This window comes from Microbacterium luticellae (assembly GCF_050408645.1).
In the GTDB taxonomy this organism is placed as follows: Bacteria; Actinomycetota; Actinomycetes; order Actinomycetales; family Microbacteriaceae; genus Microbacterium.
This window is the reverse complement of the sequence record NZ_JBNTKE010000004.1, coordinates 168,803-183,326: the sequence shown is the minus strand read 5'-3', so window position 1 is coordinate 183,326 and position 14,524 is coordinate 168,803. Positions and strand designations below refer to the sequence as shown.

General features: G+C 61.0%; 13 protein-coding genes. 6 read left to right on the top strand and 7 right to left on the bottom strand.

Features of this window, described 5'->3' with window-relative positions; all coding sequences use genetic code 11:
* Positions 1-6: 6 nt before the first annotated feature.
* From ACQUSW_RS11485 to ACQUSW_RS11475, 3 genes are read right to left on the bottom strand one after another with little or no spacing between them, the layout of a single operon-like run.
* Positions 7-1,923 carry a BCCT family transporter gene (locus ACQUSW_RS11485; protein ID WP_428932438.1) on the bottom strand — a complete coding sequence of 639 codons (1,917 nt, stop codon included), beginning with the start codon at positions 1,921-1,923 and terminating at the stop codon, positions 7-9.
* A 14-nt stretch (positions 1,924-1,937) separates the two neighbouring features.
* Complete coding sequence (locus ACQUSW_RS11480; protein ID WP_428932496.1) at positions 1,938-3,293, bottom strand: MFS transporter; 1,356 nt, start codon at positions 3,291-3,293, stop codon at positions 1,938-1,940.
* 5 nt (positions 3,294-3,298) lie between these two features.
* On the bottom strand, positions 3,299-3,742 hold the full coding sequence (locus tag ACQUSW_RS11475; RefSeq protein ID WP_428932437.1) for a MarR family winged helix-turn-helix transcriptional regulator: 444 nt from the start codon (positions 3,740-3,742) through the stop codon (positions 3,299-3,301).
* A 94-nt stretch (positions 3,743-3,836) separates the two neighbouring features.
* Here ACQUSW_RS11475 and ACQUSW_RS11470 point away from each other — a divergent pair, with 94 nt between their 5' ends.
* The 4 genes from ACQUSW_RS11470 to ACQUSW_RS11455 are packed head-to-tail and all read left to right on the top strand — an operon-like array spanning position 3,837 to position 7,577.
* Complete coding sequence (locus ACQUSW_RS11470) at positions 3,837-4,574, top strand: copper homeostasis protein CutC (RefSeq protein WP_428932436.1); 738 nt, start codon at positions 3,837-3,839, stop codon at positions 4,572-4,574.
* Between the two features lie 37 nt (positions 4,575-4,611).
* Positions 4,612-5,502, top strand: a complete 891-nt coding sequence (locus ACQUSW_RS11465; RefSeq protein ID WP_428932435.1) for an alpha/beta fold hydrolase — start codon at positions 4,612-4,614, stop codon at positions 5,500-5,502.
* Positions 5,503-5,553: 51 nt separating this feature from the next.
* Positions 5,554-6,603: a lipoate-protein ligase LplAB gene (gene lplAB / locus ACQUSW_RS11460; RefSeq protein WP_428932434.1), complete on the top strand. Its 1,050-nt coding sequence runs from the start codon at positions 5,554-5,556 to the stop codon at positions 6,601-6,603.
* Positions 6,600-7,577, top strand: coding sequence for a DNA-methyltransferase (locus tag ACQUSW_RS11455; RefSeq protein WP_428932433.1), 978 nt, complete (start codon positions 6,600-6,602; stop codon positions 7,575-7,577). Before lplAB ends, ACQUSW_RS11455 begins: the two co-directional genes overlap by 4 nt.
* A gap of 308 nt (positions 7,578-7,885) precedes the next feature.
* Here the strand turns inward: ACQUSW_RS11455 and ACQUSW_RS11450 are convergent, their stop codons facing one another.
* The gene (locus ACQUSW_RS11450) at positions 7,886-8,476 is read right to left on the bottom strand and encodes a TetR/AcrR family transcriptional regulator (protein ID WP_428932432.1); all 591 of its coding nucleotides are present in this window, start codon (positions 8,474-8,476) and stop codon (positions 7,886-7,888) included.
* A 167-nt stretch (positions 8,477-8,643) separates the two neighbouring features.
* Between ACQUSW_RS11450 and ACQUSW_RS11445 the strand changes: the two genes are divergently transcribed.
* Positions 8,644-9,951, top strand: a complete 1,308-nt coding sequence (locus ACQUSW_RS11445; protein WP_428932431.1) for an MFS transporter — start codon at positions 8,644-8,646, stop codon at positions 9,949-9,951.
* A gap of 26 nt (positions 9,952-9,977) precedes the next feature.
* Complete coding sequence (locus ACQUSW_RS11440; protein ID WP_428932430.1) at positions 9,978-11,495, top strand: carboxylesterase/lipase family protein; 1,518 nt, start codon at positions 9,978-9,980, stop codon at positions 11,493-11,495.
* On the opposite strand, the gene ACQUSW_RS11435 is transcribed toward ACQUSW_RS11440, so the two are convergent.
* The 3 genes from ACQUSW_RS11435 to galT all read right to left on the bottom strand — a co-directional run bounded on the left by ACQUSW_RS11435 (position 11,492) and on the right by galT (position 14,513).
* Positions 11,492-12,019 (bottom strand): GNAT family N-acetyltransferase, encoded by a 528-nt coding sequence (locus ACQUSW_RS11435; RefSeq protein WP_428932429.1) that lies wholly within the window; start codon positions 12,017-12,019, stop codon positions 11,492-11,494. The two genes, ACQUSW_RS11440 and ACQUSW_RS11435, sit on opposite strands and share 4 nt — an antisense overlap.
* A gap of 65 nt (positions 12,020-12,084) precedes the next feature.
* On the bottom strand, positions 12,085-13,278 hold the full coding sequence (gene galK, locus ACQUSW_RS11430) for a galactokinase (protein ID WP_428932428.1): 1,194 nt from the start codon (positions 13,276-13,278) through the stop codon (positions 12,085-12,087).
* The gene (galT, locus tag ACQUSW_RS11425) at positions 13,275-14,513 is read right to left on the bottom strand and encodes a galactose-1-phosphate uridylyltransferase (RefSeq protein ID WP_428932495.1); all 1,239 of its coding nucleotides are present in this window, start codon (positions 14,511-14,513) and stop codon (positions 13,275-13,277) included. Before galT ends, galK begins: the two co-directional genes overlap by 4 nt.
* Positions 14,514-14,524: the final 11 nt, after the last annotated feature.

Genomic DNA, 14,524 nt, shown 5'->3' with positions numbered 1-14,524 from the left:
CGCTCTCTACTCGTGAATAAACGGACGCGTCGGTTCACCCTCGGCGTCGGGATCATCAAGGCCCGAGAGGTCGTCGCTGTCGACCAGTTCGTCAACATCGAGTGTCGACGGAGTCCGGTCGGCGCTGAGTTCTTCGGCGAGCGCACTCGGCGAAATCCGTATGGGTTCTGTCGGGGCAACCGGTAGCCGGAAACGCCGCTGCAGATTACGCAGCCAGCGCGGTTGCGCACCAAAGACACCGAGTTCGTCGCGCGACTCCACCTCGAGACCGTAATACTCACCAATACGGTCGATGAGCTGGGCGCGTTCGGCACGCGCATAGGCGCGTCGTTCACGACTAAACGCCACCACCGTCGACCAACAGATCAACAGCAGCACCACACTAAACGGCAGTGCGATCGTAATCGCCGCGGTTTGCAACGCCACCAGGCCGCCCGACAGCAGCAAAGAAATAGCGAGGAGCGCCGTGGCAACCACGAAGAACGTGCGAATCCACCGCTTCGGTTCTTGCTGACCGCCCGTGGCGAGCATACCCATCACCAGCGCACCCGAGTCGGCCGAGGTGACAAAGAAAATAGCGATGAGCAGTAGCGCACCAACGCTCACAACCGCCGACGCAGGAACATGCTGCAGCAGACTAAACAGCGCCCCCTCCACGTCGACGCTGCCATCGGCTGCCGTGAGAGTGCCCGGGTTCGCGAGCTCGAGTGCGAGAGCCGAACCACCCATGATCGAAAACCACAGCACCCCGATCAGGGTGGGCACAAGAATCACGCCAATAACAAACTCGCGTACTGTGCGGCCCTTCGACACCCGGGCGATAAAAATGCCCACAAAAGGTGCCCACGAGATCCACCAGCCCCAGTAGAACGAGGTCCATGCCCCCTGCCACTGCTCACCGGCTTGCCCCTGGAAAGCACTGACGTTAAACGACATGCCCACAAAGTTTTGAATGTAATAGCCCAGCGACTGCACAAACTCGCGCAGCAAGAAACTGGTGGGCCCCACGATGAGCAAAAACAGCAGCAGCAGAGCCGCAAGCACAAGGTTGATGTTCGATAGCCATTTCATGCCCTTGGTCACGCCCGAGAGCACTGAGCCGAGTACGAACACCGAAATGACGAGAATAAGCACGACCTGCGTGAACTCGTTCGGGTCGGCAAAACCGGCGCTGTGTAGCCCCGCACTAATCTGCAAAACTCCGAGCCCCAGCGACGTAGCAACACCAAAGAGCGTGCCCACCAGCGCAACAACATCAATGGTGTGACCCCAACCGCCCGCAGCCCTGCGGCCCAGCAACGGTTCGAGCGTCCACCGAATCGAGATGGGCCGCTGACGCCGGTGAATCGCATACGCCAACGCCAAACCAATCACCACATAGATCGACCAGGCGTGCACACCCCAGTGCAAATAGGTTTGCCCCAGCGCCGCCTGCGCCAACTGTTCGGGGGTTCCGGTCACCCCGGGGCGCGGCTCGGCAAAGTGCGAGAGCGGCTCAGAAACCCCATAAAACACGAGCCCAATACCCATACCCGCGGCAAACAGCAGCGAAAACCACGACAGTAACGAGAATTCGGGCTCATCGTCGTCGCGACCCAGCCGGATGTCGCCGAAACGACTGAAACCCATAAACAGACAGAACGCTACAAAGCACGCCGCGATCAGCACGTAATACCAGCTGAACGAGTTAACGATCGTTTTCTGCACCGATTCAAAAAGCTCTTCAGCAACATCGGGGGCAGCCAGCGCGAAAGTAACAAAAACAATGATGACAGCCGCGGCAGGCCAGAACACCCAGCGTTGCACGCCCGAACGCGGCAGGGATGCGGAGCGCAGGGAAGAATTGATGGACGACGCAGGGCCGGCGGCATCCGGAGCGATCGTCTCGGCTTCGTTGCCGTCGGCGTTCTCGTTTATGCTCATGCGCCCAACGCTAGTCAGATTTTGCGCCGCCGTGGGGTTGAATCGTCGGAACGCGCCACACGAATGGGTGTCGTGGTGGCCGCCTGGTCACTAAATTCGATCGGTTCAACCTGTTCAATAACCGACACAGGCCGGGTTTCGTCGAGCGTGAGCCGAAACCGTTGCGTCTCGTGACGCTTCACACGGCCGGATGCAATAACCCAGGCGGCACCAATAAAACAGGCCGTCAACCCGGCAGCGCCCCCCAAAACAATCGCCGACCTCGGGCTAAAGGTGTCGGCTACCCACCCCGCGATCGGCGCACCAATCGGAGTCGACCCCATAATGACCGCCATGTAGAGCGCCAGCACGCGACCACGCAGAGCCGGGTCGGTCGTTGTCTGTACGTAACCATTGGCGGTTGTCAGCATCGAAACCGTAGAAAAACCGACAAATACGAGCACGGCAGCATAAGAAATATAGGTCGGCATGGCCGCAGAAACCAGCGACGCAACACCAAAGCCACCCGCCGCCAAAATCAACACCCGCACCCGGGCGCGGGCACGACGAGCAGCCATCAGTGCCCCCGCCAGCGAACCAATCGCCAACACCGAACTGAGCAGACCATAGCCGTCGGCACTCTTGCCAAATTCCAACGCCATCGTCGACGCAAAGATCGGAAAGTTCATCCCGAAAGCGCCGATAAGAAAAACCATGATGAACGTGACTTTGAGGTCACTGCGGCTCCACACATAGCGGAAACCACCAATAATGCCGCCCCCGCCCGACGACGAACGCACCTGCGGTAGCAGCTCTTTTTCACGCATCAACAGCAGAGCAACCAGCATGGCCAAGAAGGTTGCCGCATTAGCGATAAACACCCAGCCAGAACCCAAAATAACGATGAGAATACCGCCCACCGCCGGGCCAATCAGCCGAGCCATATTAAACGACGCCGAGTTCAGTGCCACCGCATTAGAAGCATCTTCGACCGACACCATGTCAGACACAAACGCCTGGCGCGCAGGAGCATCAAAAGCGTTGGTAATACCAAACATCGCGGCAAACATCAGCATGAGCGGCAGGGTCATAACACCGGTCAGCAGCAGCACACCAATAATCACCGACAGCACCATCAACGTGCCCTGCGTCAGAAAAAGAATCCGCCGTCGCGGAAAACGGTCAGCAACCCAACCGGTCAACCCCACCAAAACCAGGGGAGGCCCAAACTGCAACGACATCGTCAACCCCATGGCCGTCGCGTCGTTGCTGGTGAGCTCCGTCAACACCACCCAGTCTTGAGCGGTGGCCTGCATCCAGCCACCAATATTCGAAATCAGCGCGCCCAAAAACCAGGTGCGGTAGTTAAACAGCCGCAGCGAACGAAACATGGTGCTCATCGAACCGCCACCTGCCGCATCAGTTCACTCGCACGGCGCAGCACCTCGAGCTCATCGTGGTCAAAATTAAGTTCGGCGAGAGCATCGGCCAGAGCCGCGTCTCGCTTGCGAATCGTATCGCCCACAATCCGCTCACCGTCGGTCGTAATGTCAACGTAGACGCGGCGGCGATCCTCATCGTCAGGAACCCGAGTAACAAGGCCGTCTTCTTCAAGACAGTTCACCGTGCGGTTCATCGACGGAGCCGTCACCATCTCACGCTCAGCCAGAGCGCCCAGCGTAAGACGCCCCTCTTCACGCAAAATCGCCAGCACAGCAAACTGCGCATCACTCATCGAGTCGACAGCGCGCTCACGCCGCAGCCGACGCGCTAAACGAAACGTTGCCAACCGCAAATGCGTGGCAGCAACCATGTGGGGGTCATGAGAAGGTCTCGGCATTGTTTAGTTAGTCTAACGAAACAATCTGTATGTGGGCCGAACATCCGCAAGAATGGGCGCGGGCACAGCACTGCCCGCCAACGAAAGGACACCCATGGCACTCGCGCTCGAACTCGCCGTACAAGACGCCGCAGGAGCACGCGTAGCCCGCGAAATCGGCGCAGCCCGCATCGAACTCACCCAGGCACTCGCCCTCGGCGGACTCACCCCCTCACAGGCCACCATCGAAGAAGCCGTCGCCATCGCCAACAATAACGGCCCCGAAGTGCACGTACTCGTACGACCCCGCGGCGGCGGATTCACCTACAACCCCGAAGAAATCGACACCGTCACCCGCGACATCCAACTCGCGCTCGCAGCAGGCGCCCACGGAGTCGTCATCGGAGCCATCACTGCCACCGGCACACTCGACACCGACGCCCTCACGCGCTGGAAAGATGCAGCAGGCGACGCGCCCGTCACCGTGCACCGCGCCATCGACCTCACCCGCGACAAAATCGCAGCCCTCGCCACCATCCGTGAACTCGGATTCGTCCGCGCCCTCACTTCCGGCGGGGCCTCCTACGCCATCGACGGACTCGACACACTACGCGCCATGGTCGCCGCCGCCGACGGTATCCAAATCATGGCCGGCGGCGGAATTACCGCCGACAACGTGGCCGAAATCGCAGCATCCGGAGTCGACGCCGTACACTTCTCGGCAAAACGCACCGTCACCGGCACCGGCAACGTACGCATGGGTTCGGCAGCCGACGGTGTTGGCGGACACGAAGTGACAGGCCTCGCCGCAGCCCGCGCCATCGTCGATGCACTCGCAGCAGCGGGGATCTGACCTATCGTTCACGGACTGCCTTTCGTAGACTCAGACCATGCTTGAACCCCGCACTGCCGAGTTCGTTGATGACTACGGCGTAACAATCGTGTACGACGTGTGGTCTGCTGATCCGGATGCCCCACAGCGCGGTGTCGTCCAGTTGCTGCACGGAGTGGGCGAGCACGCCGGGCGATATGGCGCGGTGATCAACGACCTCACAGCGGCTGGATTTCACGTGTACGCCGACGACCATCGCGGCCACGGAAGAACCGGACTACGTCAGCACGGCAACTCTGAACACCTGGGCAAACTGGGGCGCGGAGGAATGCGGGCAACCGTGGCTGCCGTCTGGGCCGTGACCGAAATCATCCAGCGTGAACATCCCGACATGCCGCTGGTGCTCGTGGGCCATTCGTGGGGATCATTCCTCGCGCAAATGTTGATCAACCAGCATCCGGATGCCTATGACGCACTGGTGTTGTCGGGCTCAGCGCTGCGCACACCCACCACCCTCAACGCCATGCCGCTTAACGCGCGGTGGAAAGGCCCCGACGCCACAGGACTGGAATGGTTGTCGCGCGACGAGACCGTGTGGGAAGAGTTTCGTAACGACCCGCTGACCACCGAGGTGCCGCTGCTGAAACTCTTCGGGCCACTCAACGCCCTGCGCCTGTATGGGCGCCCGCGACGTGACCTCATTGCTATGCACGGCGGCCGCGATGTTCCGATTCTGCTGATGGTGGGCCGTGACGACCCGGTCGGTGGCCCACGCAGCGTGCATCGCCTCGCCGATGCCTACCGCAAGCGGGCCGGCTACACCGACGTCACCACCCTCGTCTACCCCGACGCGCGCCACGAAATATTCAACGAACTGCAGCAAGACGCGGTGCGAGCCGACCTTATGGCATGGCTCGACAAGCATGTTCCCGCGCAGGAGCGGAAGTAGTCACCGACTCCGGCGACAATAGCTACGTCCTGCCGTCGTAGGCTGGGAGCCATGCACGGTGAATACAAGGTGCCCGGAGGCAAGCTCGTCGTTGTTGACTTCGATGTGCAAGAAGGCAAAATAGTTGACTTTCGTTTAGCCGGAGATTTCTTTCTTGAACCCGACAGCGCTCTCGAAGCGATCAACAGTGCAGTAGAAGGCATCGCCGCAGAAACCGATGCATCCGGCATCGCCGCCGCCGTGCGCGAAGCACTGCCGAGCGACGCACAACTGCTCGGAATAACACCCGAAGCCGTCGGTACGGCTGTGCGTCGCGCCCTCGTTACAGCACCAGGGTGGCACGACTTCGAATGGGAGATCGTGCACGATGATGCGGTATCGCCGCGCATGAACCTGGCACTCGATGAAGTTTTGACCTCGCGTGTCGGCCAGGGTCTGCGTCGCCCGACGCTGCGCATCTGGGAGTGGCACGAGTCGGCGGTGGTGATTGGCTCGTTCCAGTCCTATCGCAATGAGGTAGACCCAGAGGGCGCGCTGCGGCACGGCTTCGATGTTGTGCGGCGCATCTCAGGAGGGGGTGCCATGCTGATGGCCGCCGACCAGATCATCACCTATTCGCTGTATGTACCGGCCTCCCTCGTGCAGGGCATGACCTTTGCCGACTCGTATGCGTTCCTCGACGACTGGGTACTCCAAGCGTTGCGATCGGTCGGGGTGGACGCCACTTATCAACCGCTGAATGACATCGCCAGCCCGGCAGGCAAGATCGGTGGCGCTGCGCAAAAACGATTGGCGAACGGGGGAGTGCTCCATCACGCCACCCTGTCGTACGACATCGATGGGCAGATGATGACCGAGGTGTTGCGCATTGGCCGCGAGAAGCTGAGCGACAAGGGTACGACCTCGGCGGCAAAGCGTGTTGATCCGCTTCGCACGCAAACCGGCTTGTCTCGAAGCGAGATTATCGAGCGATTCAAGGCTACGTTCCGCGGCCTCACGGGCGCACAAGACGCCCACATTACCGACGATGAATATGCCGAGGCCGAAGCGCTCGTGCAGTCGAAGTTCGCTACCGACGCGTGGCTGCATCGAGTGCCATGACCACACCGGACTCCGTGACAACACCCCATTCCGCGACGGCACCCACCGGAACAGTCACCATCCATCACGGTGAAAACCAGCAGGTTGCCTCCACACTCCCCTCATCAACATTCGCGCTCGTCTACCTTGATCCGCCGTTCAACACGGGTCGGGCACAAGAACGGCAAGTGATGCGCAGCCTGCGCATCGCAGACAACACGCCCGCCGAGGAAACGCTCGCACGAGACCACGCCGAACAAACGGGGGCGGGTGGGGCGGTAGCATCCGGAGACTATGAACGCGAAGTGCGTTACGGTTTTCACGGCCACGCCTACGAACGCGTGCGCGGAATGCTGCGCACCTACGACGACAGATTCGACGACTACGGCGAGTTTTTGATGCCCCGCCTCGAAGAAGCGTGGCGACTGCTACGCGACGACGGAACCCTGTACCTGCACCTCGACTACCGCGAAGCACACTACGCAAAAGTCATGATGGACGCCGTATTTGGCCGCGACTGTTTCCTGAACGAACTGATCTGGGCCTATGACTATGGAGCAAAGTCGCGCAGGCGGTGGCCCACCAAACACGACACGATTCTGGTATACGTCAAGACCCCCGGCGGCCACATATTTAACGCCGACGACGTCGACCGCGAGCCCTATATGGCACCCGGCCTGGTCACTCCCGAAAAAGCCGCACGCGGCAAACGCCCCACCGACGTGTGGTGGCACACGATCGTACCCACCTCGGGCCGCGAAAAAACCGGCTACCCCACCCAGAAACCCGAAGGAATCTTGCGCCGCATCGTACAAGCCTCCAGTCGACCGGGCGACACCGTTCTTGACCTCTTCGCCGGCAGCGGCACCACTGGCGCCGTCGCCTCAGCACTTGGACGCAACGCCGTACTCGTCGACAACAACCCCGAAGCAATCGCCATCATGCAACGCCGGATGCCGCACGCCCGCGTCATTGACGCCACAGTGGCGCCGTAGTCGGGCGCTTGGTGGTCGCGGGGTTTTTCGGGTTGCTGTATTGCTGTGTTGCTGTGTTGCTGTATTGGCCGAGAACAGGAAAATTGCCGGGCGGCGGGATGTGGGTTGGCCGAGAAGAGGAAAATTGCCGGATGCCGCATAATTGGGCGCGAATCGTGTAGTTTTCGGCAATTTTCCTGATCTCGGGAAGGCCAGGAATGGCCAGGAAGGTCAGGAAGGCAGGAGGGCACGGGAAGCTAGCGAAGGCCAGGGAGGGCCGGGCGGTGCAGAACGACCGAAACTCGGGCGTGTTAGGGATTCACCACCGGCTAAGGCTGCGGCGTGAGCAGCAGCATAAAGAACTGGCGCAGGTGCGCGCCCATGTCGATCGTTGGGTCAAGAAGCCATGCTGCCTGCAGGCCGTCGGCCAGTGAGTGGGCTGAGCGTACGATCCATTCGGCGCTGACGTCGTTGCGTATGGTTCCTGTTTCTTGTGCGGCCGTGACGGCTTGTATCGCCATGGCGTGCACGGTGCGGGTGCGTTCCGCAAAGTATTGGTGAGCCGGATGTTGGGGATCAGCCACTTCGCCCAGTAGCTGGGTGTAGAGCTGTACGAGACCGGGTACTTCGGCGTTGTGCTGCATGACGGCTAAGAATCGTGTCAGATAGTCATCGTCTGATGCAGGTGTGGCGGTAAACACTTCGCTGTCGAGTGCATCGCGAGCTTCGAGGATGGCGACGAAGAGTTCTTCTTTTGTGCCGAAGTGGTGCATAAGACCCGCGGGGCTGAGCCCGGCGGCTTCGGCGATGTCGCGCACAGACGCATGACGATAGCCGTTTTCGGCGATGAGGCGTAGGGCGGCCTGGAGTATTTCTTGCCGTTTCGCCGCACCCTTCGCGTAGGTTCTCCGCTGAGCCATTCCCTTAGATTAGCGCGAACACCCAAAAACCGAAGAGTGTTCGCTTTTTTAGTTCTAGGGCTTGTGTCCGGGATGATTCCCTGTCATGATCAGAGCACAAATATACCGAACACTGTTTGGTATTTCAGACTGGACTCACACTTATCCGACGCTCAATGAGGAGCACGATGTCAGTTTCTCCTACCCCGGAACCACAGGTCGCGGTTCCTACGGGAACAATTGCCACTACCCAGCCCGGGCCGGGTGAGCCCGCGGCGAGCCCTCCGGCAACAAAACGGCTCATGCCGAGCCTGCTCATCGCCGCGCTGACACTGTTTGCCACCTATGGCGGCCTCGTCGCCATTTTGCTGCCCACGCAGGTGGCACTGCTGGACGAAGAGAACAAGGTCGCCAACCTTGCCATCGTCACGACGACGTCGTTTGTATTTACTCTGTTTGCGCAACCATTAGCCGGGGCTCTGAGCGACCGAACCCGTTCCCGCTGGGGGCGCCGAGCTCCCTGGATGGTCATCGGGTCGGCCGTAGGAGCAATCTTCTTACTCGGTATCGGTTCACTCACCGACATCGTCTGGATAACGGTTTTTTGGGTCATCATCCAGGTGTCGCTCAACTTCATGCAAGCGCCTTTGACAACCATCACCGCCGATCGCTTTCCACGATCACGCCGTGGTGGCGCCAGCGCCATGATTGGCCTCGGAACCCAGTTGGGCATGACTCTCGGTGTCATGCTGGCTGGGGCTCTGGCTGCACGGCTGGGTGTGGCCTATTCCGTGTTCGGTATTGCTGTGCTGGTGGCTACCGTGCTGTTCGTTGTGGTTAACCGCGACTGGTCGTCGAAAGAAGCATCCGTTGCACCATTTTCGTGGGCCGGATTCTTTCGCGGGTTCTGGATTAACCCCACCAAATACCCCGACTTTGCCTGGGCCTTTGCCGCACGGTTTCTGCTCATTCTCGGGTACTTCGTAGTGGTTGCCTACCAGCTGTATTTGCTGACCGACTACATCGGCCTATCGCTCTCGGCTGCCCAGGGCGCCGTGGTGAGTATGACCCTGGCGGCACTTGTTCCTACGCTCGCGTCGATCGTCATTTCGGGATGGTGGAGCGATCGCGTTGGCAAGCGCAAGATTTTCATTTATGCCGCCAGCGTCATCATGGCCGCAGGGCTTGCCGTGCCCCTGTTCTTGCCGACACTCATGGGCATGATCGTGATGGCGGTTGTCTTGGGCGTTGGTTTCGGTTTCTACATGTCGGTCGACGCGGCCCTCATGACCGAGGTATTGCCCAGCGAGGGCACAGATGCCGGGAAAGACCTCGGCATCCTCAACGTGGCAACCAATATTCCGCAGGCGCTGAGCGCACCGGTGGCTGCCATCATCATTACGTCGCTGGGTGGCTACTCCATGCTTTTTGTTTTTGCCATCGTGCTCGTCATCATCGCGGCCATCGCTATCGCTCCTATTCGTGGTGTGCGGTGATGGCGGACCATAAAGAGGTAGATAACGTGTCGAACAATACAACGATTTCGGATGCTGCTGGACATGGGGAGGTTCGGCAGCATCCGGAAGTCACTATCCGTACCGGACGCGTGCGGGGGCGCTGGCGACAGACGATAGGCGAAGGAACCTACGGGCAGTCGGCCGCTTTCTTAGGTATTCCTTTTGCGCAAGCACCCGTAGGGGATCGACGGTTTATGGCGCCGGTGCCCGCCGAACCCTGGGATGACGTTCGGGATGCGGCAGAGTTTGCCGCGACTGCGCAACGGGGTGACCCGGGCGTTACCCTTATTCCCGAACCGAGCGTTCCCGGCCAGAGCACGCTCAACGTCAATGTGTTCACCCCCTCGCCGCACTCGCCCACCGACCAGGGGTTACCGGTTCTCGTGTGGATTCACGGCGGTGGGTATTTTGCGGGTTCGCCCGCGAGTCCCTGGTACGACGGCCGCAACTTTAACCGTGACGGTGTCGTAACCGTGACGGTGTCGTATCGCCTGGGTTTTGACGGTTTCGGCTGGATCGATGGCGCCCCCAGCAACAGGGGGGTGCGCGACTGGCTGTTGGCTCTGGAATGGGTGCGCGACAATATCGCGGCATTCGGTGGCGATCCGGGGCGCGTCACGATTGCCGGTCAATCGGCCGGCGGGGGTGCCGTGCTGACCCTTTTAGGTATGGAGGCAGCGCAGCACCTTTTTCACGGGGTTTACGCCATTTCGGGTGCTCTCGGCGATGTTTCTTCGGAGCGTGCAGAGAGACTTGCCCGCACGATTGCGGCCGAGGGCGGCGTGCAACCCACGCTGGCGGGTTTTTCATCGTTGAGCGAAGAACGACTGCTGGCACTTCAGAAAAAAGCAACCGAGATGAAGGGCGACGAGTTCATGACCGTCGTCAATGAAGGTCTCCCGCTGGGGCCCATGGTTGACGGCGACCTCATCCGCCGCCCCACCTATGAGTCGCTGCGACAGGGGATTGGTGCTGATAAGCCGGTGGTGCTCGGCGCGACAGACGACGAATTTACGATGGTGTTTGCTGGTCAAGAAGCAAAGCTTGCCCTCGTGCCGCAGCAGCTGCTGCTGAAGAAGCTGGGAGTAACCAAGCAGACGCGCAAGGCCTATGTGGCCGCGAATGCCGACATTGTTGCGTTGGGCAAGGCGCGACTGGCTGGGCGTGTGGTGACCGACCGCATGTTCCGGCGCGCGGTCGTGCAGGTGGCTGCAGCGCGAGGCAGTGCTCCAACATGGACGTATCGGTTCTCGTGGACATCGGGCGCGTTTGGTTTTGCTGAACACTGTCTTGACGTGCCGTTCTTTTTCGACTGCCTCGATGGCCCGGCAATCGAACCGCTGGCCGGGCCTCACCCGCCACAAGAACTTGCCGACGAGGTGCACACGGCGGCCACATCTTTTATCGCTACGGGTGACCCCGGTTGGCCTCAGCATGGTGGAGAGCCAGGTGTGTCGCGGGTATTTGATGTACCCAGTCGCACCGAGCCGGATGCTTTTGCGGCGGTGCGTGCGCTGCTCTAAACCTTTTCGGTGACGAGGCTTTTCACACGCCGGTGCTCGTGCAAGGTGAAACGCGGGCGTTCATCGACCTTTGTGCCGCCATCAGCAAGCCAGCCATGGCGCTCATAAAAGTCGATGCCGCGCGAGTTGCCATCGAGCATCCACAGATATGCGCGTCGGTGACCGCCCATCCGTAACGAGGCCTCAGCCTCGGCCAATAGCGCATGCCCGAGACCGTGTGACCAAGCATCCGGATGCGCATACAAACCCCACACCTCACCGGAAGCCACCGGGTTGTTATCGCGCGCCGGACCAAACGTGCACCAGGCCAGCACTCGGCGATCAACCTCGGCGACCAGTGTGCGCTCGCGATGCTGGTCGGTGATCATTTTCTGCCACTGCGCCTCGCGCGCAGCGATATCGAGATCGTCAAGCACGTGCTGCGGGACAAGCCCTCGATACGCCTGCTGCCAGGAGCGCACGTGCGCGACAGCGATGTCGTGTGCGTCGGCGACTGTCGCCTCGCGAATGAATAGGCCCTCCATAACGACACTGTAGCCGTCGAGGTCGCGTGTGTCAGTAGGCCAGTGAGCCGCGGCTGCGTGGCAGGTTAGTGATCGCGGCCAGCCCCCGCCGAAGGAGAGACCGTGAACAGGTGCGGCTCGGTGAACCCTGCCCGAGCAAAAGCGTCGATGACCGTTTTCGACACGTGGTCGATGTGCGCATGTTCGACAAGGGCGATGGCTGCGCCACCGAAACCTCCACCGGTCATGCGTGCGCCGTAGGCGCCGGCACCCAGCGCCGTGTCGACAGCGAGGTCGAGTTCGGGGCACGAGATTTCGAAGTCGTCGCGCATAGAAGCGTGTGAGGCAGTCAAGAGGTCACCGATAGAGCGCGGACCGCTCGCGCGGAGTGCCGTAACGGTCGCGAGCACACGGTCGTTCTCGGTCACGATGTGGCGCACACGGCGAAAGGTTTCGTCGTCGAGCAGTTCGGCGGCTCTCTCGAGATCGGTCACACTCACATCACGCAGTGCGGCAACCCCCAGGGCGGTTGCGCCTGCTTCGCACGAAGCGCGCCGCTTGCCATACCCGCCGGTGGCGTGAGAGTGCTTCACACGCGTATCGATCACGAGCAGTTCCAGACCCGCCTCGGCAAACCCTAGCGGCACGATCTCGGTGTCGAGCGAGCGGCAATCCAGAAACAGGGCGGCATCGTTTTTGCCGAGCATAGACGCCATTTGGTCCATGATTCCCGTGGGTGCCCCTACCGCCTGATTTTCGGCGCGGCGACCGGCCTGGGCAAGATCGCGGTCGCTGTAGCCCAGCGCCCAAAGATCGTTAAGGGCGACGGCCGTCGCGCATTCGATAGCAGCCGATGATGAGAGTCCGGCACCTACCGGCACGGCAGAGGCCAGAGCAATATCAACGCCGGTGATGGCAGCAGCATCCGGTGTCTTTTCTGATTCCGGATGCAGCAGAGCCCACGCAACCCCCAAGGGGTAGGCGGCCCACTCAGCAACCGCTGGCGTCTGGCCCTCGGGCGTCGGAAAAAGGTTTACTAGATCATCGATCGGTACTTCGACTGTTTCTTCGGCAAAGGTTGATCGCACGCGAACGATTCGATCAGCGCGGGGCGCTGCTGCTGCCACGGTGCGTTGTGTGATGGCAAACGGCAGCACGAAGCCGTCGTTGTAGTCGGTGTGTTCGCCGATAAGGTTCACGCGACCGGGCGCCGACCATAGGCCCGGCTCGGCATCGCTGAGCGAGCGAAAAAGTGTGCGGGCCTGTTCGTGAACGTTCATGCGTGACCCCCGAATGACGACGACTCTGTGGTGCCTGCGGCATCCGGATGCTGCAGAGCTTCGCGCAATCGCTGCGCTCCTACCTCGGGCGGAATATCGCCGATCCACGCGCCCATCGCAGCCTCGGAACCCGCAAGATATTTCAATCGGTCGGCGCCACGGCGCGGGCTGGTCAGTTGCAGATGCAGGCGCATGCTGTCGCGCGCAACGTGAACAGGAGCCTGGTGCCATGCAGCAATGTACGGCGTAGGGGTGGGGTAAAGGCGGTCAACGCCTCGCAGCAGGGTGCGGTAGAGCACGGCGAGTTCATCGCGTTCATCCGAGGAAAGCGCCGCGAAATCGGGCACGTGCCGGTGCGGCAGCATGTGCACTTCGATCGGCCAGCGGGCCGCGAAGGGCACAAACGCCGTCCAGTGCTCACCCGTCAGCACTACACGCTCGCTCGCGCGCTCGTGTTCCAGAATGCGCTGGAAGAGGTCGGGTGAGGTGCGTTCGATGGAGGACAACATTTGTTGCGTGCGCGGCGTGATGTAGGGGTACGAATAGATCTGGCCGTGCGGATGATGCAGCGTGACACCGATGTCTTCGCCACGGTTTTCGAAGGGAAAAACCTGCTCAATACCGGGTAGCGCCGACAGGGCGGCTGTGCGATCGGCCCACGCTTCGATCACGGTGCGCACGCGCGAGACTGTTTGTGTTGCCAGCGAACCGGTGCGTTCGGGAGAAAAGCACACGACTTCGCATCGACCAACGCTGGTGCGCGTACGGCCGAGATCTAGTTGCGAGAGGTCGTCGAGCCCCGTGGGAGCGTTATCGGCGGCAGGAGCCGAACCCGTTGCCACTGCAAGGGCAGGACCAAAAGACGGCGACCGGTTTTCGAACACCGCCACGTCGTACACCGACGGGATCTCGGATGGGTTGCTCGCCGATTGTGGGGCCAGCGGATCGAGTTCTGCCGGGGGCAAAAAGGCCCGATTCTGCCGCGCAGCGGCCACTGAAATCCAGTCGCCAGTCAATACGTCTTGACGCATGGTTGCTGTGGCGGGGCGAGGGTCAAGCGCGCGAGCATCGACGGCACGGTCGGGCCCGAGCGTTGTATCGGCGTCGTCAAAATACAGCAGCTCGCGGCCATCGGCCAGGAGTGTCTGCCTTTTGATAATGCCGCCCGAAAGATGTTCGACCTGCTGCGCGGCATGCTGTGCCGACGGCAGCGGTGATGCAGGAACCTCGCTCATGTTCACGTCAA

Coding starts and splice junctions, on each gene's coding strand:
- ACQUSW_RS11485 (WP_428932438.1), bottom strand. CDS start 1,923: ATGAGCATAAACGAGAACGCCGACGGCAACGAAGCCGAGACGATCGCT.
- ACQUSW_RS11480 (WP_428932496.1), bottom strand. CDS start 3,293: ATGTTTCGTTCGCTGCGGCTGTTTAACTACCGCACCTGGTTTTTGGGC.
- ACQUSW_RS11475 (WP_428932437.1), bottom strand. CDS start 3,742: ATGCCGAGACCTTCTCATGACCCCCACATGGTTGCTGCCACGCATTTG.
- ACQUSW_RS11470 (WP_428932436.1), top strand. CDS start 3,837: ATGGCACTCGCGCTCGAACTCGCCGTACAAGACGCCGCAGGAGCACGC.
- ACQUSW_RS11465 (WP_428932435.1), top strand. CDS start 4,612: ATGCTTGAACCCCGCACTGCCGAGTTCGTTGATGACTACGGCGTAACA.
- lplAB (WP_428932434.1), top strand. CDS start 5,554: ATGCACGGTGAATACAAGGTGCCCGGAGGCAAGCTCGTCGTTGTTGAC.
- ACQUSW_RS11455 (WP_428932433.1), top strand. CDS start 6,600: ATGACCACACCGGACTCCGTGACAACACCCCATTCCGCGACGGCACCC.
- ACQUSW_RS11450 (WP_428932432.1), bottom strand. CDS start 8,476: ATGGCTCAGCGGAGAACCTACGCGAAGGGTGCGGCGAAACGGCAAGAA.
- ACQUSW_RS11445 (WP_428932431.1), top strand. CDS start 8,644: ATGTCAGTTTCTCCTACCCCGGAACCACAGGTCGCGGTTCCTACGGGA.
- ACQUSW_RS11435 (WP_428932429.1), bottom strand. CDS start 12,019: ATGGAGGGCCTATTCATTCGCGAGGCGACAGTCGCCGACGCACACGAC.
- galK (WP_428932428.1), bottom strand. CDS start 13,278: ATGAACGTTCACGAACAGGCCCGCACACTTTTTCGCTCGCTCAGCGAT.
- galT (WP_428932495.1), bottom strand. CDS start 14,513: ATGAGCGAGGTTCCTGCATCACCGCTGCCGTCGGCACAGCATGCCGCG.